Origin of the sequence: Bradyrhizobium sp. NDS-1, assembly GCF_032918005.1 — a bacterium.
Lineage (GTDB): Bacteria > Pseudomonadota > Alphaproteobacteria > Rhizobiales > Xanthobacteraceae > Bradyrhizobium > Bradyrhizobium tunisiense.
Genome location: NZ_CP136628.1, coordinates 2,333,720 through 2,356,597 on the forward strand (window position 1 = coordinate 2,333,720; position 22,878 = coordinate 2,356,597).

The window sequence follows — 22,878 nt, forward strand, 5'->3', positions numbered from 1 at the left end:
CATGATGAATCTTGCCGAATACCGCCGCTCGAATACGCGCCTTGCTGATTTCCTCCCCTGGGCTGCTCTTGTCGACGAGGGAATTGTATTGAACAAGGACGGCTCACTTCAGCGGACGGCGCGGTTCAGGGGACCGGACCTCGACAGTTCCGTGCCGGCTGAGCTTGTTGCGGTCGCAAGCCGGCTGAACAATGCGCTCCGGCGTCTCGGATCGGGCTGGGCGGTTTTCGTCGAGGCGCAACGGCATTCGGCAGGGCGCTATCCGCCCGACACATTCCCGGATGTCGCATCCGCCCTGGTGGATGCGGAGCGGAAAGCGCAATTCGAGGAGGCCGGCAGCCATTATGAATCGAGCTACTACCTGACCTTCCTTTATCTGCCGCCTGCAGAGAGTGCAGCTGTGGCAGAGCGTCTCCTGTACGAGGGCGGCCATCGCAGCGCGGGAGCGGATGCGCGCGAGGTGCTGAGTGGCTTCGTCGACCGGACCAACCGCGTGCTGCAGCTCGTTGAGGGCTTTATGCCGGAATGCGGCTGGCTCGATGACGAGGCAACGCTCACCTACCTGCACTCGACTGTCTCGACCAAGCGGCATCGTGTTCGGGTGCCGGAAATCCCGATGTATCTCGATGCGCTGCTTGCCGATCAGCCGCTGACAGGCGGGCTTGAGCCGATGCTGGGTGACGCGCATCTGCGTGTCCTGACGGTTGTGGGGTTTCCCACGACGACGACGCCCGGGATCCTCGATGATCTCAACCGCCTCGCATTCCCCTACCGCTGGTCGACGCGGGCGATCATGCTCGACAAGACGGATGCAACAAAACTCCTGACCAGGATCAGGCGGCAATGGTTTGCCAAGCGCAAGTCGATTGCCTCGATCCTGAAGGAGGTCATGACCAACGAGTCGTCCACGCTTCTGGACACCGATGCCCACAACAAGGCTTTGGATGCAGATCACGCGCTCCAGGAGCTCGGCTCGGATCAGATCGGTGAAGCCTTTGTGACGGCAACGGTCACGGTCTGGGACAGGGATCCTAGCGCGGCCGACGAAAAGCTACGCCTCGTTGAAAAGGTGATCCAGGGCCGGGACTTTACCTCCATGACCGAGACAGTGAATGCCGTTGAGGCCTGGCTCGGCAGCCTGCCGGGACAGGTCTATGCAAACGTGCGCCAACCGCCGGTGTCGACGCTAAATCTCGCCCACATGATCCCGCTTTCTGCGGTCTGGGCGGGAGAGGTGAGGGACCATCATTTCAAGGCGCCTCCACTGTTCTTCGGCAAGACGGAAGGATCGACCCCTTTCCGCTTCTCGCTCCATGTCGGCGATGTCGGACACACTCTGATCGTTGGACCGACCGGCGCCGGCAAATCGGTGCTGCTCGCACTGATGGCACTGCAGTTCCGGCGATATCCGGCCGCTCAGATCTTTGCCTTTGACTTCGGCGGGTCGATCCGCGCGGCGGCGATCGCCATGGGAGGCGACTGGCATGATCTTGGCGGCGCGGTTGGTGGAGACTCGGCAGAATTCGTGGCGCTCCAGCCGCTTGCACGCATCGACGATGTCGCGGAGCGCGGTTGGGCAGCCGATTGGATTGCATCGATCCTTACGCGCGAGCGCATCGAGGTCACGCCCGAGACCAAGGATCATGTCTGGTCGGCATTGACCTCGCTCGCCTCGGCGCCAGTTCGGGAGCGGACGCTGACTGGCTTGTCCGTTCTTCTGCAATCCAATGCCTTGAAGCGCGCGCTGCAACCCTATTGCCTCGGCGGTCCGTTTGAGCGGTTGCTCGATGCGGAAGGTGAGCGGCTGGGAGAGGGCTCCGTCCAGGTGTTTGAGACCGACGGGTTGATCGGGACCGGTGTCGCGCCGGCGGTTCTCTCCTATTTATTCCACCGGATTGAGGATCGCTTCGACGGCCGTCCCACCCTGCTCATCATCGATGAGGGCTGGCTTGCGCTCGACGATGCCGATTTTGCCGGCAAGCTCCGCGAATGGCTTAAGACGCTGCGCAAGAAGAACGCCTCCGTCGTGTTTGCGACCCAGTCGCTGGCCGATATCGACGGCTCCGCAATTGCGCCGGCCATCATCGAGAGCTGTCCGACCCGGATCCTTCTTCCCAATGACCGCGCCATCGAGCCGCAAATCTTAGGCGTCTACCGGCGCTTTGGACTAAATGATCGGCAGATCGAGATCCTCGCCCGCGCGACGCCAAAGCGCGACTACTACTGCCAGTCGCGCCGGGGCAACCGGCTGTTCGAGCTCGGCCTTGGTGAGATCGCGCTGGCTTTTGCGGCCGCGTCGTCCAAGACCGACCAGACTCTCATCGAGCGGGTTCTTGAGGAGTACGGACGAGACGATTTCGTCACCGGCTGGCTCAAGGCGCGAGACCTCGGCTGGGCCTGCAATCTCATTCCGCAGCTTGCCAGGGAAGGGGGCTTGTCATGAAACGTCTCCGTCCGCTTCTGGCAACAAGTATCATCGCAATTAGCCTGACCCAAGGGCCCCGGGAAGGAAAAGCACAGTGGATCGTGTTCGATCCCAACAACTACGTGCAAAATGTGCTGACCGCCGCGCGCGAGCTGCAGCAGATCAACAACCAAATCACCTCGCTGCAAAACGAAGCGCAGATGTTGATCAATCAGGCGAAGAACCTGGCGAGCCTGCCGTACTCGTCCTTGCAGCAGCTCGAGCAATCGATTCAGCGCACGCAGCAGCTGCTCAGTCAAGCGCAGCGCATTGCCTACGATGTCCAGCAGATCGATCGCGCGTTCTCAACGACTTATGCGCCGGCATCCGCAAGCATGTCCAATGGGCTCCTCGTCGCCAACGCCCAAACACGCTGGCAGAACGCAGTCGCCGGCCTGCAGGACGCCATGCGGGTGCAGGCAACCGTCGCCGGTAATCTCGACACCAACCGGACCCAGATGTCGGCCCTGGTCACGGCGAGCCAGGGCGCGTCGGGCGCGCTGCAGGCAAGCCAAGCCGGCAACCAGCTCCTTGCGCTGCAAGCGCAGCAGCTTGCTGATCTCACCGCGACCGTGGCCGCGCAGGGGCGCGCACAAACGCTCGAAGCCGCGCAAAGAGCAAGTGCCCAGGATCAGGGGAGGGAGCAGCTGCGGCGCTTTCTGACCCAAGGTCAGGGCTATCAACCGACAACCGTGCAGATGTTCCACTGATGATGAAGAGCAGATTTGAACGGCTGCCGATGGCGGTGGCAGTTAGCCTCACAGTCCTGGTCGTCGCCGCCTGCGCCGTTCGCCTGCGCGGCGACGATAGCGCCACCCAATCTTCCGCCTCGCTCGCTGCGAAGCCCGATCCGACGGCGGCAAAACTGGAGCAATGCCGCACCGTCACCTACGAGCAGACAGAGGCTCTGCTCGAATGCCAGAGGATCTGGGCGGAACGGCGCAGCCAGTTCTTGGGGAAAAGCGGATCGGTAGACGGTGATAGCGGGGTAGGCGCCGCGCCATTTTCCTCCGCGCCGCCGCGCAAGGACGAAAGCCGCCTCCCGTCCCTCTCCCCCTCCATTCCAAGTCAAAGCGAGTGAACGATGGGCGGCACCTCTGTCATCGACCAGTTCCTGGAAACCTTCACCCGCTATATCGATTCCGGATTCGGTCTGGTCGGGGGCGAAGTCGGCTATCTCGCCACGACGTTAGCTGCAATCGACCTCACGCTCGCGGGGCTGTTCTGGTCCTGGGGGACTGATGAAGATATTGTTGCCCGGCTCGTCAAGAAAACCTTGTTTGTCGGTGTCTTTGCCTATCTGATCGGCAACTGGAGCAGCCTCGCCCGCATCGTCTTCGAGAGCTTTGCTGGTCTTGGCCTCAAAGCCTCGGGCACGAGCCTGTCATCGGCAGATTTCTTGCGACCAGGCCGCATCGCGCAAGTGGGGCTCGATGCCGGCCGTCCGATCCTGGACTCGATCTCGGGGCTGATGGGCTATGTCAGCTTTTTTGAGAATTTCGTCCAGATCGCGGTCCTGCTGTTCGCCTGGATCGTGGTGCTGCTGGCCTTCTTTATTCTCGCCATCCAGCTCTTCGTCACGCTGATCGAGTTCAAGCTGACGACGCTTGCAGGTTTTGTCCTGATCCCCTTCGGTTTGTTCGGCAAGACCGCCTTTGCGGCCGAACGGGTGCTGGGCAACGTCATCTCCTCCGGCGTCAAGGTTTTGGTCCTCGCCGTCATCGTCGGCATTGGATCGACCTTATTCTCGCAGTTCACGGCAGGTTTCGGCGGCAACCAGCCGACCATTGAGAACGCGATGGCGCTTGTACTGGGCGCGCTCGCCTTGTTAGGCCTCGGCATTTTCGGACCCGGGATTGCCAACGGCATCGTCTCTGGAGGTCCGCAGCTCGGCGCAGGCAGCGCCGTTGGGACGGGACTTGCCGCCGGTGGAGTCGTCGCGGCTGGCGCTGGCGTTGCGGCCGGTGCTGCCGGTCTCGCCGGCGGCGCGATTGCAGGCTCGCTACGAGGTGGAAGTGCGATTGCAAGTGGCACCGTGAGCGTGTTTCGGGCGGGGAGTCAGTCCGGCTCCGAGGCGAGCGCGTCCGGTGCTGCAAGCCCCTTGCGCTCGGTCGCAGCTGGTCTTGGTGGAACGGCGAGCAATGCCGGTACGGGGGAAGGGGATTCCTCGAGAGCTTCCGACAGCGCGCCCGCTTGGGTTCGGCGCATGAAGAGAGCGCAGACGATCAGTCATGGCGCATCAGCGGCAACCCACGCGATCCGTTCAGGTGATCATGGAGGCGGCGGCGGATCTGTCGACCTCTCGCAAGAGGATCACTGAGGCCTCCTTTCTTTCTAATTCGGTCCCCCGCCATCTCTTGAGGTCAAACAATGTTCAAACGATCGGCCGTTCACTATGGCCGCACGCCAGAAGCCGTCACCCCCTACCAACGCGCAGCTCAAGTCTGGGATGATCGCATTGGGTCTGCGCGCGTGCAGGCCAAGAACTGGCGCCTGATGGCCTTTGGCTGCCTCTTCTTATCGGCTGGTTTCGCCGGCACCCTGGTCTGGCAATCGGCGCATGGGACGATCACGCCCTGGGTGGTCGAGGTCGATCAATTGGGGGAAGCAAAAGCCGTCGCTCCGGCAAACGCCAGCTATCAACCGACCGATCCGCAAGTAGCTTTTCACCTGGCGCGCTTCATCGAGCATGTGCGTGGCCTGCCGATGGACGCCATCGTCCTTCGCGAAAACTGGCTCCGCGCCTACGACTTTACAACCGATCGCGGCGCCGTCGCGCTGAATGACTATGCACGCACCAACGATCCATTCGCCAAGCTTGGCAAGACGCAAATTGCGATCGACGTCTCGAGCGTCATCCGGGCATCCCCTGAGAGCTTTCGCCTCGCCTGGGTCGAACGCCGTTACGACAACGGTCAGCTTGCCGCAACCGAGCGGTGGAGCGCGATCCTCACGATCATCGTGGAGATGCCTCGCGACCTCGATCGCCTCCGCAAGAATCCGCTTGGCATTTACGTCAACGCCATCAACTGGTCGAAGGAGCTGGGTTAGCAATGCCGTCAGGTCTCGTTATTGCGTCGCAGAGGGTCCGCCCGAGCCTGGCTCTGGCTCTTGTTATTGGCGTGTCCACCCTTGGCGGGTGCACCACGTTGAAACCACCCCAAATTAGTTACGATAGCGATGTCCCGCCGGCTCCAGATCTGCCGGCGCTTGTCGACGATCGGCCGCGGCCGCTGCATGTCCCACCGGCCTGGAAGGCGGCGCGCGGCGGCAAGAACGCGGAAGCCAAAGAGCCCGTCGAGCGGATTGAGACCGCGAATGACGCGGCACGCGTGCAGCCGCGCAAAGCCGGCTACTTCAATGCGGTGCAGGTGTTTTCGTATAGTCCGGGCGCTCTCTATCAGGTCTATGCCGCGCCGGGGCAGATCACCGACATCGCCTTGGAGCCCGGCGAGCAACTGATCGGCTCGGGACCAGTTGCCGCGGGTGATACCGTGCGTTGGGTGGTCGGCGACACCGAAAGCGGCAGCGGCGACACGCGACGCGTCCACATCATGGTGAAGCCGACACGTCCGGCGATCGAGACCAATCTCGTCGTCAACACGGATCGGCGCACTTACCTCATCGAACTCCGCTCCCGGGAAAAGCCCTACATGCCACAGGTCGCGTGGTTCTATCCGGAGGATCGGACCGCGCGTGGTCGAGTTCTGCCGCCCACACCCGTCATTCCGGACCAGGCGCAGCGCCGTTACCGCTACGCCATCGAGGGAGACAGCCCACCCTGGCGTCCTGTCAATGCCTATGACGATGGGCGCAAGGTCTACATCGAGCTTTCGCCCGGCGTCGGCCAAGGCGAGATGCCGCCGCTGTTCGTGATCGGGCCTGATGGCAAGACCGAGCTCGTCAACTATCGCGCTTACGGCAACGTGCTGATCGTCGACCGGCTGTTCGCGGCCGCGGAACTGAGGCTCGGCGAGGAGCACCAGCAGAAGGTCAGGATCGTCCGAACCGACGGGAGGTCGCTGTGACAGAGACCGGCCAGCCGAATGACACACCCAAGGACCCTGCTCAGGTTAAGCCGCCGGAAAATATCGCCGAAACCCTTCGGCTCCGGCCGGAACGGCCGCAAGTTACGCGCCTATCGCGCAAGGTGCTTGCGGGTGGCAGCGCCCTTTTGCTGGTGCTCATCTCTGGTGCGGTCTTCTGGGCTCTGCAGGAGAAGCGATCGCGTACGCCGGCCGCCGAGGAGCTTTACGCGACCGACCACCACAATGTCGCCGATCAGCTTGCAACCTTGCCGAAGGATTATGCTGAGATCCCGAAGGAGGTGCCGCGCCTTGGACCACCTTTACCCGGCGATCTTGGCCGGCCGATCGTTGCAGCACAGGGCTCTTCGACGGCCAGCCCGCTCGGTGTTGACGCTGAACAGCAGCGCGTCAATCAGGAGAGCGAGGCGGCCCGCACCAGCAAGGTGTTTGCCAGCACGAACGTCCGCGCACAGGCCCCTGTCACATCGCCAAGTGAAGCCCCATCAAATGCAGCGCCATCATCCGACGAAGCATTTTCCCAGAATGGCCAGGATCGAAAACTTGCGTTCGTCAGTGCTTCCGTTGACCGTCGAACCACCAGTCCCGATCGCCTGGCAAGACCGGTCTCTCCCTTTGTGGTCCAGGCGGGAACGGTCATTCCGGCTGCTCTTATCACGGGGATTCGGTCCGACCTGCCTGGCCAGATCACGGCCCAAGTCACAGAAGCGGTATACGATTCCCCTACCGGGCGAGCTCGCCTTATCCCGCAAGGAGCCCGGTTGATCGGGACGTATGATAGCCAGGTCGCATTTGGCCAATCGCGCGTACTCCTGGTGTGGACGCGCCTCATCATGCCAAATGGGCGGTCGATCGTGCTGGAGCGGCAGCCGGGCGCAGATGCCGCGGGCTACTCTGGGCTTGAGGATGAGGTCGACAACCATTGGAAGGAGCTGTTGGGGGCCGCTGCGCTTTCGACGCTGCTCGCCGTCGGCACCGAGGTGAATTCCGGATCGGATACGGGTAGCACCAACAGCGACCTCATCGCTGCGCTCCGCCGCGGGGCGGGGGACTCGATGAACCAGACGGGCCAGCAGGTGGTCCGCCGTAATCTCAACATCCAGCCGACTTTGACGATTCGTCCGGGATTTCCGGTGCGGGTGATCGTCAATCGCGACCTGGTGCTCGAACCGTATAGAGGGTGAGGTACGATGGCTCAGCTTAAACTTGGAGCGCTCGAAGACGATAAGCCGATCAAGATTACGCATGAACTCCCGGCGAGCGTGCACAGGGATCTCGTAGCGTACGCCGAAATCCTTGCACAGGAGAGCGGGCAGCCGATCGGGGAGCCGGCCAAGCTTATCGCTCCCATGTTGGCACGGTTCATGGCAGCGGACAGAAATTTCCGGAAAGCTCGACGAGCGCGTCAACGTCCGATGGATGGCGGGGAATAGCGCTCAGAGAGCAGCTTCAGGAACTCCTGCAGGGCTGGATTATTATTTTCGGCTCGCCAATGGGCCGAAAAGTCGAAATGGCTCGGAGCCGAGCCATCGCGCAGCTGTCGGTAGGTCAGGCCCGCAAAATTTGCCCCCATATCGGACTCGAGCACCAAGCTTATTCCTGTATGCATGCTGATGAGGCTTTTGACGATTCCGCGACTGACGTCGTGGCGCTCGATCTTGGGGCGATCCTCGGGCGAGAGGAGCTTGGAAATCAGAAGATCTTCGAGCTCCTTTCCCGCGTCATAGTAGCTGAGTAGCACTGTCTCGCCACGCAGGTCAGTCCAGCACACAGTCTCGCGCCCGGCGAGCGGATGATCATGGGGCAAGGCTACGAGAACACGCTCGCTCCAAAGCGGCATTTCTTCAGTTTCCAACAATGGGAGGTTCCCTGTCACGATCAGGACATCGATTGCGCCGTTTCGAAGTGCCGCTGCCAAACGCGTCCGCGATCGTTCGACCGTCGCAAGTGCGATCTGCGGGAACCGCTCTTTGAACGCGAGTAGCGAGGCTTGCAGATTGCCTGCCGAAAGCGAGGTGCAGAAGCCGACGGTCAGACGGCCGATTCCGCTGTTTTGAACGGATCTCGCAGTGGCGATGAGCGCGTCGAATTCATCCAGAATGGTCCTTGCCAGCCGAAGCACGTCGCGGCCGGCCTGCGTCGGGCGCACGCCTCCGCTATGGCGCTCGAAGATGGCGATGCCCAAGTGGTGCTCGATTTCGTCGATTCTTCGGCTGAGACTCGATTGTTGCGACCTCAGCAACTCCGCGGCTCCGCGGAAGCTGCCGCAATCGGCCGCAGCAATGGCCGATCGCAGGTGTTTCAGTTCGATTGCCTTGCCGGCTTGAGGGGAGGGTGTTGATCGACGTGGTTTGTGCATCGTAAGTCTTAAGCAGATGGGCTTTCCGCTCCAATGTGCAGCGATGCCCCGTTTGTACTTGCTTCCAGATCCTAGGCGGCCGCTCGGATGACTGGAGCCCAGAGCACCGGACCTGAGATGTGTCCCGCTTTGCGGATGCGCTCCAAGGCATCAGTCGACACCTCCAGATATCCAGCAATGGCCGTGGTGTTTCCGAGAGGGCGAGCTTTTCCGATTTTGCTGAGCGACCAGCCCGCGCGGCGAAGAATGCGTTCCATCCGGGCGTCAGTGACGGTAACGATTTCGGTCGATTCAATCGAAAGGCCGAATTCAATCATGCCCGCAAACAGCTCGTAAGTAGCAGCAGCAAGTCCACCACTTGCCTTCGGCGCATCCAGAGGAACATCGAGCGCGAATCGACTGCTCTCCCAAATCCGGTCGCTTCGTGGCGCCGGCTGGCCGTCCAGAAGAATCGGGAAGGTGTCTCTCAGCATGGTTGGACCGGTCGAAGGCAGAAGTCGGACGCAACCCTGAAGACGTCCGGCGTTCGAGCGGTTCAGGAGGTGCACGGGTCGAAGGACATCAAACTCGTCGACTTCCATGTCGCCGCTGACCTCGACGTTCCAGTCCAGGCGCTGTTTGAAAACGCGATATCGCAGCCGGTGCATCTCGGTGAGATCGTCGACGAATTCGCCGTAGTACTCCGGCGTGATGAGCTGCATCATTCTTGCCTCCTTGCCTTGCTTCAGGCAAGCAAGCAGAGAAAGCAGGAAAGCACATCCTGTGGAGTTGCACAGGTGCTTGCAGCTTGCGGTTGATCTATTTTCGAGATTTTGACTCGGTCAACAGCACGATCGCTTGACGAAGCGAGCTGACGCCAAGCTTCGCGCGCGCGTTATCCAGGTGAAATCCCGCGGTTCGCTCCGCGATGCTGAGAATGATCCCAATCTCCCCAGCTGATTTGCCGCGCGCGGACCATTCGAGACACTGGTACTCGCGAGGAGACAGCACCACCCCACCGACCATGCGATCTATCGTCCAGAAGCGTTTTGCATGTGCATGGAAAAACGTTGCGATTAACCGCAGGCTTTGGGCGTGCTCGATCAGCGAGCGCTCGAAACCAGTTCGACGATCGTCGCTTGCAAAGCTCAGCGCGGCGATCGCGCCCTTGTCATCGTGGATAGGGAATGTAAATCCGCAGCGAATCCCAAATTTGGCGGCTTCTTCGAACAGAGCGCGTTCTGCCTCCGACCGATTTCCCGCTTCCAATCCAAGGCCCCATTGAAAGGGCTTAGGCTGGCGCATTGCCCGACGTACCACCGGATCGACGGATTCGTAGCCGCGCTGCAGATAGATGGCGGTCCAGGAGGGTGGATATGTCGAGATCAGATTGGGAGCACTGCCCGGCCTACGGGAAAAGGCGAGATATGCGAAGCACGACAGTTCGAGCGCAGCGGCCACCTCTGCCATGCTCTGCTGAGCTGCGTCTCGATGCGTGCTTTCGGTCAATTGCTCAGCAAATCTTTGAAAAACTCGATCCATGGCGCACGAGCCCACGGGCCTCCCTCGCAGGCGCTCCTTGCATTATCGGATCGAGCATCACTGCGAATGGGGCAAAACAACGAAGAAGTCGATCTATTTCGGCTTCGATCGATCTTGATCGCGAACCCTACATCGGGTGGTTGAGGCGTATCGGGTTGGCCGATTACTCGCGCTCAAGTTGTGATATCATCGCGACCAAGTCCGCGAACTCCGTCGTCTGTTTGAAATCCTGCAAGAGGGCGCCGAAGATCGCCGGATTGCTGCGTTCTTCGCGTTCCAAGTAGGAGATTTGTACGGCACTTCCGATCTGATCGTCACGCCCCAACTCAGTAACCATGCGTCTTCTTGGGTAACGCGAAATTGGATCCGGGAATCACCGCCCCGGGGCCCTCTCGGCGGCAAGAGCGTGCAAGATTTCATACGGCCGCGAAGCCAGGAAGGCGATGCTCGGACCAAGCCTTCAGCCCTTCCTGAGCATCGGCGCAAGAGAGACTTTCAAAGAATCTCGCGTTGATCTCTGCCGGATCGGCGGTACCTCGGCAAATTGAATTGAGCGACGCCTTTAGGCCGCGGAGCGAAGCCGGAGAACGCTGAGCGAGCATTCCGGCAACGACCTCCAATCGCGCTTCGAAACTGTCGGGCGTACAGGTTTCGGTGAGAAAGCCGATCCGCAACATCGTGGCGGTGTCAATCTGCTCCCCCATTAGAAACAACCGCTTGGCCTCGGGCAAGCCGAGTCTCTCTACGTATCGGCGGAGACCGGAATGGTAGTACTGGATGCCTAGCCGTGCAGGAGACATCTGCAAACGACAACCTTCGACCCCGATGCGGAAGTCGCACGCGAGCGCGAAGTCAGTGGCTCCCCCGTAGACATTCCCGTTAAGTCCGCACACCGTCGGGATCGGCAACGCTTCGAGCAAGTCGCACATAGCCGCAAACGCGGCGGTGCACTCCACCGCTCGCTCGCTTGACAGCGTGTCGAGGTCAAATCCCGAGCTGAAGCTCGGCCCGCTAGCCGTGAGGATTAGAACCCGCAGCCCTTTGTGTCCCGCCAATTCTCTTAGCATCGCCGAAAGCGCTTCGATGTCCCCCGGCTCGAACCGATTGTGCTGCTGCGGCCTGTTCAAAAGGATCCACGCGCTCGTTTCAGACACACGCAACGTCGGCAGCCCCGACCGCTCAAGTGCTTTCTTCTGATCCATAGGTGTTTTATTGTTCTTAAAAAAAATATCTGTCAAGATGGAAATGTCTGGGCTTACTGCCAGGGTCGCTTTCATGGGGAGATGGTCGTGGATTCCGCTTTGCTGACCAAGAAGCCATACCGAACAGAGGAGATCGCGCAGTGGATTCGCCACGAGATCGAGTCAGGCGCCTTTCCGCCAGGCTCGCGTTTGGAGGAGCGGCGACTCTCGGAACGGTTCGGCGTCTCGAAAACGCCGGTGCGCGAGGCCCTTATCCAGCTTTCTTCGATCGGCCTGGTTGAGCTGCGTCAACGTCGTGGCGCTATCGTTACGCTGCTTAGTGTCGAGCAGGTGATCTCGATGTTCGAGGTCATGACCGAGCTCGAAAGCATGGCGGCCAGGCTCGCCGCGTCTCGGATCTCGCCTGACCTCCGGGAGGAGCTGGCCGAGATTCACCGGCGCAGCGCGGCATTCATTCCGACCCAAGATTTCGAGAAGTATGACGCGATCAATAGGGAATTTCACGAGCTGATCTATCGCTGTTCGTGCAATGATTATCTCGAAACGAGCATCAAGGACGTCCGCGGTCGCTTACGCGTCTATCGCAGGTACCCCTTTCAGAAGCCAGGTCGCATCCGCCGCTCGTTCGCTGATCACGCCCAGATCCTCGAGGCCATATTGCGGGGCGACGAGGAGACGGCCGGGAGCGCGATGCGAGATCACATCAGCGTTGGCGGCCGCGTGTTCGCAGACCTAATTGTCGAAATGGGACGGCGCTCCTGACCAAGGACTGATCTGGAGGCCTAACAGCTCAACCCGCTGATTAGAATGGGGTCACCTCCGAGCTGCATTGAATCGAGTAAACGCGAATGACATCGGAAAACACCGGTGGACACATCAAGCGTGGGCCAGCTTTCATCACCTCTCTGCGCACAGCTACGTAACGTGCCGTCACAACGCTGAGTGCAACTGGACGCACCGACGAAAAGCTGCATGAAGCGCCTCGCGCGCCACAAAAGCCCCGAACCGTTGTGTAGCGCTTCCTGGCGGGAGAGGCCGACTCGCTCCCCGACAAATCCATTGCAAGTTCGGCTCATTCCCTCCCTTTGAGCAACGCTCACGGTAGCCATCAAGCCGGTCATATTGTTTTTCTCTTGAAAGATATTTTTTTTACTAGTATTAAAACATCAAAATTCGTTGAGAAGGCAGCTAGGGGCTGCCCACCACCTGGCGCGGGTTGCGCCCCGGAGACCCAAAACGAAGACGGCTCAAATCATGACTGATGCAAATTTCTACCGGTTGTTCGAGACCTGGCTGCGACTGGAGCCAACCGGCGCGGTCTTCGAGCTAGAGACCGGTCAGACGTTCACGCGTGAATGGCTTCACGTCCTGTCAGGACGATATGCGAATGCATTGCGGCGATCTGGATGCGCAACCGGTGATCGCGTCGCGGTCCAACTGGAAAAGTCGGCGCACGCGTTCGCCTTGTACCTCGCCTGCTTGCGTGCAGGATTTTGCTATTTGCCGATGAACACCGCCTACCGGCCGGCCGAATTGGCTTATCTCCTGCAGGATGCTCAGCCGGCGGTATTCTTCACGGGACTAACCGCGGAAACTCTTGCGGCGGAGATCGTACCAGCGACAACGAAGGCCTTCACGTTCGGTCCCCAAGGAGAAGGGACGTTCGCGGCCATCGTTGAGTTGGTAGATCCAACATACCGGACGATCGAGCTGACTGAAAGCGCCCCGGCCGCGCTTCTCTATACGTCCGGTACCACCGGACGCCCTAAAGGTGCTCTCATCAGCCATGGTGCGCTCTCGTACTCTGCGCAGACCTTGAGCGAACTCTGGGGCTTCTCCGCATCGGACGTTCTCCTCCACACTCTGCCGATCTTCCACAGCCACGGACTTTTCATTTCGTTCAACGTAGCTCTGGCAAGCGGAGCGCGGCTGCTTCTTCAAAGCAAGTTCGATGCTGCCGATGTACTCAAGGCCCTTCCGCGTTCGACCGTATTCATGGGCGTGCCGACCTATTACCATCGATTGTTGTCGAGCCCGTTGCTAAACAGTGATCGGTGCAGACGAGTGCGGCTGTTCGTATCAGGGTCCGCACCTCTTTCCGCGGATGTGCATGGCCAATTCGAAGCCCGCACCGGTCATCGTATTCTGGAACGTTATGGTTCGACGGAAGCAATGATCCTCTCCTCGAATCCCTTGGAAGGCGAGCGCAAGCCAAGTTCAGTAGGGCTTCCGATTCCTGGAGTTGATCTGCGCATCAGTGGAAGTAGCGATGAGGTTTTGAAAGCGGGAACTATCGGAATGATTCAAGCGCGAGGGCCAGGCCTGTTTTCCGGTTACTGGAATAGGCCGGACCAGACCCGCGAGGAATTCACAGCCGACGGCTTCTTCCGCACTGGCGATCTGGGATTTGTCGATGACCAAGGATACGTATCGATCACCGGCCGAGCCAAGGATCTCATTATCAGCGGCGGCTACAATGTCTATCCCGCCGAGATAGAAGCAGTGATCGACGAAATGCCCTCTGTTCAAGAGTCAGCAGTCGTCGGTGCCCCGCATCCCGACTTCGGCGAGTGTGTCGTGGCTTTCGTCATCCCTTCAGACAAAGAGCTCCCGCCGGTCGCCGGCGAAGTGATTCAGCGTGTCAAGGATCGTCTCGCAAACTACAAGGTCCCTAAGCAGGTGATCGTTGTCAATGAACTGCCGCGGAATACGATGGGCAAGGTTATGAAGAAAGAGCTTCGGAGCTCGCTCGCTGAGCCATCGCGACGCCTCGTCACCGGGGCCCAATAACACACTTCAATCGTTCAGCGCGGTTGGAGCAATCCTGTCTTTAGCTCGTCCAGCAACTCAACTCCGAGGATAATCCGTTGTCCGCCCAATATAGCCCCGCTGACTTTCGGCCTCTCACATTCCACGATGCGGTGCCGGCCTTTAAGGACGGTACGGACAACCCCCGCAAATACCTCGAGAGATGTCTTGAAACCATCGAGACCCGCGAACCGGTTGTCCGGGCCTGGGTCGAGATGAACATCCCCGCGGCGAGATCCGCTGCCGATGCCTCGACGAACCGGTATCAGGCCGGACGTGAGCTATCGAACATCGATGGTATGCCAGTCGGCATAAAAGACATGCTGATGACGAAAGACATGCCTACTCGCATGGGCTCGCCCCTATTCGAAGGCAATTACACCAAACAGGATTCTGCTTGCGTGCAAGCACTCAGGGGAGCCGGCGCCATTGTCCTCGGAAAGACGGTTACAACCGAGCTCGGTATGTCTCACCCCGGACCGACCACCAACCCGTTTGATCCGCTTCGTACCCCAGGGGGATCATCCAGCGGATCCGCAGCGGTGGTCGGTGCCCGCATGGTTCCTGCGGCGATCGGAACACAGGTCGTTGGCTCAGTGATCAGGCCGGCGAGCTTTTGTGCGAACTACGCGATTAAGCCCACTCTCGGCGCTCTTAATCGCGGGGAGCGGCTGGGTTTCAGCCAGAGCCATATAGGCATTCATGCCGGCGATCTTCAGGACATGTGGCAAGTTTCGATAGAAGTCGCCAAGAGGTCGGGAGGAGACCCCGGTTTTCCGGGCCTGTACGGCGGAACAGTGCTCCACGCCGCGGCGCGCCCAGCGAGGCTCGTTGTGATGGAAGCGGAAGGAGCGCCAGAGCTGGATGAAGCCACTAAGGGAGCATTCGATAGTCTTCTGTCGGATCTCCACCGCGCCGGCGTCGAGATTATCGGCAGAACAGATCACCCACTCGTGGAGGCGTTTGAGCAGGCAATTAGCGAAAGTCTGGCGATAAGCCGGGACATTTGCGCATACGAAATGCGTTGGTCACTTGAGAACCTTCTCGAACAGTTTGGTGGAGGGTTGAGCGAAAGCCTTAGGTCGCGTCTCGATATCGCACGCAAGATGACGCTCGATGACTACCGTCTGGTACTCTCAAAACGTGACGCGGCAAGAGCAGCCCACCACGCAATCTCGAACATCGCCGATGCCATTATTTCTCCGTCTTCCGTCGGCCCCGCGCCAACTTTGAACAATAAGGGCGTTGATTCCGGTGTCATACACACGACCGGCTTGCCAAACTACAATGCCGTCACCTCTGTGCTTGGTGCTCCAACCATCACAATGCCGCTCCTTGCTATCCATGAGCTTCCCGTCGGGGTTCAGGTCATAGGGCAGCAGCATACAGACGACGGTCTAGCGGGAATTGCTCGATGGATAAGCCAGACCATTCACGAGCGGCCCGTATAAGCTCCAATACTCTTAGGCGGCTGAGCAGGCGAGAACACGGTGGACGGTTCGCGAGGCGCGAGCTGCCGGAGTTGATGGACCATACATCCAGTTCGCGGTAAGAAGTGCGAAACGGCGCCTGCGCTTGGAGAGCCTGCGCCCAGCCCGTCGAGATCGGATGAGGCCGACCCTCTAGTCACGCTCATTTCAAACCGACCGAAACCCGGGACTAAGAAGACCATGGGTTTAAGCCAGCCATGCTGGGCGACAGACGGTTGCGGCGCGCAACTATTGATTCGATGCACAAGCGTTGTTGCGCAGTGATTCCTACTGACTGCAAATGATTCTCCATCGGCGGCACAGGCCGATTTTGAGAGGCGTGAGGCTCACCTAGCCCGCATTTCTCACACGACCGATTGCTCAGCGACGGAGGATGGGAGGATCTGGCGGAGGCGACGAGGGCCGTGGCGCTGAAGGCGCGGCTTGCGATCTGGTTTTGAGCGTCTCCGTTGGGCCTGTTGGTGATGCCGCCGATTGGGCGCGTCGCAGCGTCGCATGTCAGGCCGGCGAGGCGCGAGCCTTGGCGGCTTCGGCCAGGCGGCGAGCCACGTGTCCCCATTCCTGGGCGGCTGGACAGGCCGAGGCCATGGCGATCCTGATGCGGCGCACGCTGATGCGCACCAGCGCGCCGATTTTGAGGAGCTTGAGGCGGATGGTGCCGCAGGTGGCGTCCGCAAAGGTGGTTTCGGCAAGGCCGATGCGGCGCAAGGCACAGATCAGCACATAGGCCATCGAGGCGAACCACAGCCGCAGTTGGTTGGCGCGCATGGTGGCGGCCGAGGTCCGGTCGGCGTAGAGGTCGAGCTGGCACTCCTTGATGCGGTTCTCCATCTCGCCGCGGGCGCAATAGATGTCCTCATAGAGCTGCCGCGCGTCCGCCTCGCTGCGCTTGAGCGAAGTGACGACGAAGCGCGGATTGGCCTCGCCTTGCGTCCACTCCGCCTTGGCGACGACGCGGCGCTCCTGGCTCCAGGTGTCGCGCGTACTCCATTGGAAGTCCTTGAAGCGGCGTGCCGGGCGGCCGATCGTCTCGGCCGTGGCTCTCGCCGCGGCGAGCTCCTCTTCGATCATGGCGACCAGGCGCGTGTTGCGGGCGAGCCCGAACAGATAATCCACGCGGTTTTGCTCACACCACGCCATCAGCGCCTCGCGCGCAAAGCCACTGTCGGCGCGCAGCACGATGCGCACGAACGGCCAGTGGGCGCGGATTTGCCGCACAATCCGCGCAACCTCCGCGACGCTGCCCGCACTGGCGTCGATGTCGGCGCGCCGCAGCTTGGCCGCCAGCAGATGCCGGCCGCAGAACACGTACAGCGGCAGATAGCAGTAGCAGTCGTAATAGCCGTGGAAGAAGCGCCCCTCCTGATGCCCGTGCAGAGGATCGTCGGTGGCGTCGAGATCGAGGATGATCTGCGGCGGCGGTCGCTTGTGCGCCTCCAGGAACAGCGTCACCGGCAACGCCTCGATCGCCGCCGCGTCGTAGGCGATCTTGTGATAGCGCGAAGGTTCCTCCCGGCCCAGTTCCAGCCGGTTCAGCGTCGACTTGCCGGCCACCGGTGCGCAGTCCTCGCGCCGAGCAACAAGCTTGCCCGCCAGCACCGCCATCAGCGGGTCGTGCCGCAACTCGTCGTGATCGTTGAGGTCTTCGTAGCCAAGTGCGATGCCAAAGACCCGCTGTCCGACCAACGTTCCGACTGCGTGCTCGATCAAGTCCGGGCGGCGATGATCGCGAAAGCAATCTGCAAAGCGCCCCACCAGATCGATCGCCCGATCGGACGCGCCCAGAAGCAGCGCGCCAGCATCCGACGTCACCAGGCCACCATCAAAAGCCGCGTCCACGATGCGGCCTTCTACCACTCCAAAATCAAACCGTTCTGCGCTACACTCTGTCAGCATCGGGGCATTCCTTGAATCACCGCAAAGTCCTTCTCGCAAAAGAACTTTCGCTGATTCGCGCCCCGATGCGCCTCAACACTGTGAGAAATGCGGGCTAGCCCGGTCCTCTGGATTCCTGCACTAACGTCCAAAAAATCGCTGAATTTCTGCGCCACTTCGTGATGTCCGCTGCAGGTTAGTACGGCTGTTCCGACTACAAAGAGTTTCCAAACGAGGAGATTGCAAATGAAGGTCGGTGTTCCCAAGGAAATCAAGACACACGAATATCGCGTGGGTCTGACGCCTGGAGCCGTCCGCGAGTATGTTGCCGCCGGTCATAGCGTAGCGGTTGAGACGAATGCAGGGGCTGGCATTGGTGCGACAGACGAAACCTATCGCAAGGCTGGTGCAACAATCCTTGGCTCCGCTCGCGAGGTATTTGGGTCGAGCGAATTGATCGTGAAGGTCAAGGAGCCCCAGCCTTCCGAATGGACCCAGCTGCGAGAGAATCAGATTCTGTTCACGTATCTCCATTTGGCGCCGGACCCTGAGCAAGCGAAGGGCCTCTTGAAATCTGGATGTACCGCGATTGCCTACGAAACGGTCACTGATGCATATGGCGGACTTCCATTGCTTGCGCCCATGAGCGAGGTTGCAGGTAGGCTTTCGATTGAGGCAGCCGGTGCGGCGCTGAAGCGGTATGCAGGCGGTCGCGGGCTGTTGATCGGCGGTGTGCCTGGTGTTCAGGCGGCGCGCATCGTGGTGATCGGAGGCGGTGTTGTCGGCACGCACGCAGCTCGAATGGCGGTTGGCTTGGGAGCCGAGGTTACAATCCTTGATAGGTCGATTCCCCGGCTTCGTGAACTTGATGAACTGTTCGAAGGGCGGGCTCGTACCAGGTTCTCGACCATAGATGCCGTTGAGGAAGAGGTCTTTGCTGCGGACGTCGTGATCGGGGCCGTGCTCGTTCCCGGAGCGAGCGCGCCGAAGCTGGTTAGCCGCAGCATGTTGAGCTCGATGCGAAAGGGCTCCGTGATCGTTGATGTCGCGATCGATCAGGGCGGGTGCTTCGAAACATCTCGTCCAACCACTCACGCCGATCCAACCTATGAGGTTGATGGGGTCATACACTACTGCGTCGCGAATATGCCCGGGGCTGTCCCCCTCACCTCGAGCCAGGCTCTGACTAACGCCACGCTGCCCTTTGGACTGGCTCTCGCCAACAAGGGATTTGCAGCCGTGCTCGAGAACCAGCATCTGCGAGCGGGCGTCAATGTCTATCGTGGCCGTCTAACTTATAAGGCCGTGGCCGAGAGTCTAGGCCTGCCATACTCACCGATCGATCAGGCTCCGGCCTGATCCCCGAGGCCTCCCATGGGGGCATTTCCTCCCTGACTTGGCGGGCCACTCCTTCGGGGGTGGCCCCTTTTTTGTCAAGCCGTCAATCGTGAGCTCCGGAATCATCCGTTGTCGCCTTGCAACGTTTAGTCATCAACTCGTTGACCTCACGCGTGTGCTCGCGGGCTTTCGTCGACGCAAACGCTCGGCGGCCGCGGCACGAAGGTGATCAGGGGCTGCAGGCACCGAAACGACCGGCGAGCCTTCGGCCTCTTTACCCGACCGATGCCGGGGCACGGCAGAAAAACTAGCTTTGCAAGCGCAACAAGCCCGTCAAGAACGCTAGGCCGGAAGGGAAGAGAGATCATCCGCCAGATTGAGCAAACCGCCCTGTCATCCAGAGCCACAACTTCGGCGATCTCAGGCGACATAACAGCCGGCAGCGCCCGGCTCTACCGACAACGAATGGATGCTGCTGGTCAGTGATCATACGGTTCGAGCGCAATTTGTTCCCTGCTCGACCTCCGAGCTCGCCAGACCGAAATTCGTCAAGCGCAACGACCGAGTTGCCGACGGTAAGGAGATCCTTTTGAGGCACGCGGATCAAGCGAAGTTGCGCAGCCGCTCCAATGAACAGTCGTAACTATCTGGACCAGTGGCGCCAACTGAACTCACACTGGACATCAGATCCGGATGCAGGCGTCTAGCTACGGGCGCCTTTGCGCAAATGCGGCGCTGTCATGCGGCTTGTCTGCGTTGGGCCCAGGCATGCCTTGCCTCTCAGCTCCAAGCAGTCCCTGAGCGCGGCATGACGTCCTTCGCGGCCCGTTCACGTTCATCTTCCCTCCGGCGCACCGATCCGAACGGACGCTCGAGCATGCGGCGAACCCGCATGGGCTGAGGACCAATGTGGAAAGCCGCCGCCGTTTCATCCAGGGCACGCTCTGACTTAGTCGAGCGATTGCGCTGCCGCAGATAATCAAGCCACGTCGGGCAGTGATAGCGCTCGGTCCAAAGCTCGGGATCGGCGACGTCGCGCGCGATGGACCACCCATAAGCACCGCTGCGCTGGCGAAATAGCTGTACATCCTGCATCACATTGTGAAATGCGCGCGCATCCTCCGACGCGATACGATATTCGATTTCGACTACAAGCGGCCCACTGCGTGCGGAAAGTGCAACACGCACCTCGGGATCGGCCAACATCTCGGCATCTTCCTCACGAGTACTAACGCGTGGCATGCGTAGCCAGAACCCCAAGAGCGGGGAGGCTAACATTAGACCGGCCGACATCAGAAGGGTGGTCTGCACACCAGTGGCGTCAGCCAGAGAGCCCCACACCCAACTGCCAACAGCAATCCCACCCGATCCTGCCGCCTGATAGGCTGCAAGCGCGCGCCCCGCGACCCAGCGCGGCGCCGATAGCTGGACCCCAATATTGAACAACGCCCATGCGATCATCCACACAGCTCCCGCGAGGAACAGCGCAATGGCCGTTAATATCGGCTCGCGGCTCAGCGCTACGGCGGTGATCGCGCCACCCATCGAAAGCGCACAGGCACGGATTGCCGCTTCGCCGCTCAGGCGTTTACGCACCTGCGTAATATTGAGCGCGCCGATCACAGCGCCTAGACCAAAGGCACTGAGCATGGTCCCATAAGTCTGTGCGCCACCTCGCAGCAAATCGCGAGCGACGAGAGGCATAAGCGCGACGATCCCTCCGCCGATTACGCCCGTCACCATGGAGCGACCGAGCACGACCTTGATAGAGGGCGAGTTAACGATGTAGCGGATCCCGGTAACGATAGCGCGATTCAGCGTCTCGGGCGGCAGATGCGCGGGTTCAGGGATGCGCTTCCACAGAAATAGTGCCAACATCAGCGGCAGATACAGCAGCGCATTGACCGCGAACGAAGCCGCCGCGCCAGCGGTGGCAACGAGGATACCGCCGATCGCAGGGCCCACGCTGCGAGCAATATTGTAACTAATACTGTTCAGCGCGATGGCCGCGGGGAGCGTTTTTAGAGGAACTTGCTCACTGACCGAGGACTGCCAGGCTGGATCCATCAGTGCCATTCCGCTGCCGACAACGAAACACAGGGCCAGCAACATGTTCGGCGTGACTAGGCCGACCCACGCCAGCGTCGTCAGCGCGGTCGCGCCAGCGAACGAAATCGCAACTGAGATGAGGGTTACCACGCGACGGTCGTACATATCGGCGATCGCGCCGGCAGGCACCGATATCAGCATGACTGGTAGCAATAGAGCAGTCTGCACCAGCGCCACTTTGTCTGCCGACGAGGTCATCTGCGTCATCGCCCAAGCTGCTCCAACGCTCCGGATTAGAGCGCCGAGATTGGCGAGTACGCTCGCAATCCAGATGCGCCGAAACGTGACATGCTGGAGCGGTGCGGTGATCCCATCGGCGCGGAAGATGCGCGAGTTCCGCGAATCAGTCATCTCGTGCCTGCTGCGCGTCCGGGGGCTGGTCGGATGAGGGCCGTTCTAAGCTCAGATACATTTGGCGCTGGCAACGACTGACCTAATATGGGCAGCTCAAATACAACAAGCTTCGACGCGACAAGACGGCCCTGAGATCGCTTGGAAACCCGGTCCTTGGGACATTGCGCGCAAGACCCACCGACTCGTTGCAAACGGGACAAGCACCAGGCCAGTCGCCATGTCAATTTGTTTGAGGTTGTGGAAAGCTCGCAGAGTTCCAGCTCGCAGAGTTCCGCCAGACTCCCCGCCCAGCTCTTAGCGTCAGCTTGGAGATATTCTGATCTCAGCGATCTCGATGTCGCATGCTGTGATGATCGAACACGAGGGCAGAAGAGCGGGACGTTCGAGCGAAGCCACACTAGCTCGTCTACCGTACCGTAATGAAATCTCCACCGCGTTCTTTCAGTCTGCATCGTCTCGCCAGAGCAGACGTATCAAGCCAGCGCTTGAAACGCCTTATCGGTATAGCTGCAGTCTCGTCTGAAAGCTGAAGAACACTTCAGCCAAGACCTTGGCAGGCGCAGAAACTAGCGGATCACCGTTGGGGTTTTTGGGCATTGTATGCGAATGCGTGAGGAAAAAATGCGAGGCATGGAACGATGCGAGGGCAGCTCAGTCTTCGTCCGGCATCTCGATCGGAACGGCGAAACCGGTTTTTACCCGGTCCATTATAACCATCGTCTTGAAACCCTTGATGTCGGGGTTCTCATAGAAGAACCGTCGAGTGAACTGCTCATACTCCTCCATGCTACGGGCTGTAAGGTAGAGAACAAAGTCAGCATCGCCGGTCACGTAGAAGCCGTTGACCACTTCAGCTGACGACTTGATAGCTTTCTTGAACCTGTCGATGATGTCTGAACGCTCGCGCTCCAGGCTCACTAGGACAAGCATCTGGATCGGTCGTCCGACCGCCCTCGCCGAGACGATAGAGACATCGGCCTCGATGATCCCTTCAGAGCGAAGTCGCTTTAGCCTCCGTTGGCACGCGGTAGCAGAAAGCCCAGCCATCTCGCCGATGACCTCCGACGTCAAACGGTTGTTCTTCTGCACAATCTCGAGGATGCGCGCGTCTATCCGGTCGTATCGCATGTTGAAGCTCCAGCCCTCAGGTGCATTCCGTCTCCGAACGCATGTCCGTTGCAGGAAATCGTTAGCGCATCGAGGAAATGCGCCGCAAATCTGTTGAGGTTACCAGTATCCTGAATGCACAACAAATTTCAACAATGACGGTGTCGGACCCGCAAATGGCCCTTCAAACTCTTCGGCAGGAAAA

Annotated in this window: 20 protein-coding genes; 12 read left to right on the top strand and 8 right to left on the bottom strand. The window is 60.1% G+C overall.

Going from position 1 to position 22,878, the window contains the following annotated elements; all coding sequences use genetic code 11:
• The first annotated feature begins 1 nt into the window (after position 1).
• The 8 genes from trbE to RX330_RS11080 are packed head-to-tail and all read left to right on the top strand — an operon-like array spanning position 2 to position 7,943.
• A complete protein-coding gene (gene trbE / locus RX330_RS11045; RefSeq protein ID WP_317243890.1) occupies positions 2–2,443 on the top strand; it encodes a conjugal transfer protein TrbE in 2,442 nt (813 codons plus the stop codon).
• Positions 2,440–3,174: a P-type conjugative transfer protein TrbJ gene (trbJ, locus tag RX330_RS11050; RefSeq protein ID WP_317243012.1), complete on the top strand. Its 735-nt coding sequence runs from the start codon at positions 2,440–2,442 to the stop codon at positions 3,172–3,174. Before trbE ends, trbJ begins: the two co-directional genes overlap by 4 nt.
• Positions 3,174–3,545: a putative entry exclusion protein TrbK-alt gene (trbK-alt, locus tag RX330_RS11055; protein WP_317243013.1), complete on the top strand. Its 372-nt coding sequence runs from the start codon at positions 3,174–3,176 to the stop codon at positions 3,543–3,545. Before trbJ ends, trbK-alt begins: the two co-directional genes overlap by 1 nt.
• Before the next feature lie 3 nt (positions 3,546–3,548).
• A complete protein-coding gene (gene trbL / locus RX330_RS11060; protein WP_317243014.1) occupies positions 3,549–4,784 on the top strand; it encodes a P-type conjugative transfer protein TrbL in 1,236 nt (411 codons plus the stop codon).
• Positions 4,785–4,834: 50 nt separating this feature from the next.
• Complete coding sequence (trbF, locus tag RX330_RS11065) at positions 4,835–5,515, top strand: conjugal transfer protein TrbF (protein ID WP_317243015.1); 681 nt, start codon at positions 4,835–4,837, stop codon at positions 5,513–5,515.
• Positions 5,516–5,517: 2 nt separating this feature from the next.
• Entirely contained in the window at positions 5,518–6,492 is a 975-nt protein-coding gene (trbG, locus tag RX330_RS11070) for a P-type conjugative transfer protein TrbG (RefSeq protein WP_317243016.1), read from the top strand.
• Positions 6,489–7,694, top strand: coding sequence for a TrbI/VirB10 family protein (locus RX330_RS11075; RefSeq protein ID WP_317243017.1), 1,206 nt, complete (start codon positions 6,489–6,491; stop codon positions 7,692–7,694). Before trbG ends, RX330_RS11075 begins: the two co-directional genes overlap by 4 nt.
• A 6-nt stretch (positions 7,695–7,700) precedes the next feature.
• Positions 7,701–7,943: a DUF2274 domain-containing protein gene (locus RX330_RS11080; RefSeq protein ID WP_317243018.1), complete on the top strand. Its 243-nt coding sequence runs from the start codon at positions 7,701–7,703 to the stop codon at positions 7,941–7,943.
• Here RX330_RS11080 and RX330_RS11085 read toward each other — a convergent pair.
• The 5 genes from RX330_RS11085 to RX330_RS11105 form a co-directional block, all read right to left on the bottom strand.
• Positions 7,916–8,869: a LysR family transcriptional regulator gene (locus RX330_RS11085; RefSeq protein WP_317243019.1), complete on the bottom strand. Its 954-nt coding sequence runs from the start codon at positions 8,867–8,869 to the stop codon at positions 7,916–7,918. The genes RX330_RS11080 and RX330_RS11085 overlap by 28 nt on opposite strands.
• 71 nt (positions 8,870–8,940) lie before the next feature.
• A complete protein-coding gene (locus RX330_RS11090; RefSeq protein WP_317243020.1) occupies positions 8,941–9,573 on the bottom strand; it encodes an acyl-homoserine-lactone synthase in 633 nt (210 codons plus the stop codon).
• Positions 9,574–9,667: 94 nt separating this feature from the next.
• Entirely contained in the window at positions 9,668–10,390 is a 723-nt protein-coding gene (locus RX330_RS11095; RefSeq protein ID WP_231144076.1) for a helix-turn-helix transcriptional regulator, read from the bottom strand.
• Between the two features lie 163 nt (positions 10,391–10,553).
• A complete protein-coding gene (locus RX330_RS11100; protein ID WP_317243021.1) occupies positions 10,554–10,727 on the bottom strand; it encodes a hypothetical protein in 174 nt (57 codons plus the stop codon).
• 79 nt (positions 10,728–10,806) lie between these two features.
• A complete protein-coding gene (locus RX330_RS11105; protein ID WP_317243022.1) occupies positions 10,807–11,667 on the bottom strand; it encodes an enoyl-CoA hydratase/isomerase family protein in 861 nt (286 codons plus the stop codon).
• Positions 11,668–11,679: 12 nt separating this feature from the next.
• Here RX330_RS11105 and RX330_RS11110 point away from each other — a divergent pair, with 12 nt between their 5' ends.
• From RX330_RS11110 to RX330_RS11120, 3 genes are all read left to right on the top strand, one after another.
• Entirely contained in the window at positions 11,680–12,354 is a 675-nt protein-coding gene (locus tag RX330_RS11110) for a GntR family transcriptional regulator (RefSeq protein ID WP_317243023.1), read from the top strand.
• Positions 12,355–12,846: 492 nt separating this feature from the next.
• Positions 12,847–14,382, top strand: coding sequence for an AMP-binding protein (locus tag RX330_RS11115; RefSeq protein ID WP_317243024.1), 1,536 nt, complete (start codon positions 12,847–12,849; stop codon positions 14,380–14,382).
• Positions 14,383–14,459: 77 nt separating this feature from the next.
• Complete coding sequence (locus RX330_RS11120) at positions 14,460–15,851, top strand: amidase (RefSeq protein ID WP_317243025.1); 1,392 nt, start codon at positions 14,460–14,462, stop codon at positions 15,849–15,851.
• Positions 15,852–16,388: 537 nt separating this feature from the next.
• Here RX330_RS11120 and RX330_RS11125 read toward each other — a convergent pair.
• Positions 16,389–17,786, bottom strand: coding sequence for an IS1380 family transposase (locus RX330_RS11125; RefSeq protein WP_317243026.1), 1,398 nt, complete (start codon positions 17,784–17,786; stop codon positions 16,389–16,391).
• Positions 17,787–18,011: 225 nt separating this feature from the next.
• Here RX330_RS11125 and ald point away from each other — a divergent pair, with 225 nt between their 5' ends.
• Positions 18,012–19,124 (top strand): alanine dehydrogenase, encoded by a 1,113-nt coding sequence (gene ald / locus RX330_RS11130; RefSeq protein WP_317243027.1) that lies wholly within the window; start codon positions 18,012–18,014, stop codon positions 19,122–19,124.
• Between the two features lie 759 nt (positions 19,125–19,883).
• On the opposite strand, the gene RX330_RS11135 is transcribed toward ald, so the two are convergent.
• The gene (locus tag RX330_RS11135) at positions 19,884–21,563 is read right to left on the bottom strand and encodes an MFS transporter (RefSeq protein WP_317243028.1); all 1,680 of its coding nucleotides are present in this window, start codon (positions 21,561–21,563) and stop codon (positions 19,884–19,886) included.
• 654 nt (positions 21,564–22,217) lie between these two features.
• Positions 22,218–22,694 (bottom strand): Lrp/AsnC family transcriptional regulator, encoded by a 477-nt coding sequence (locus tag RX330_RS11140; RefSeq protein ID WP_231144083.1) that lies wholly within the window; start codon positions 22,692–22,694, stop codon positions 22,218–22,220.
• Positions 22,695–22,878: the final 184 nt, after the last annotated feature.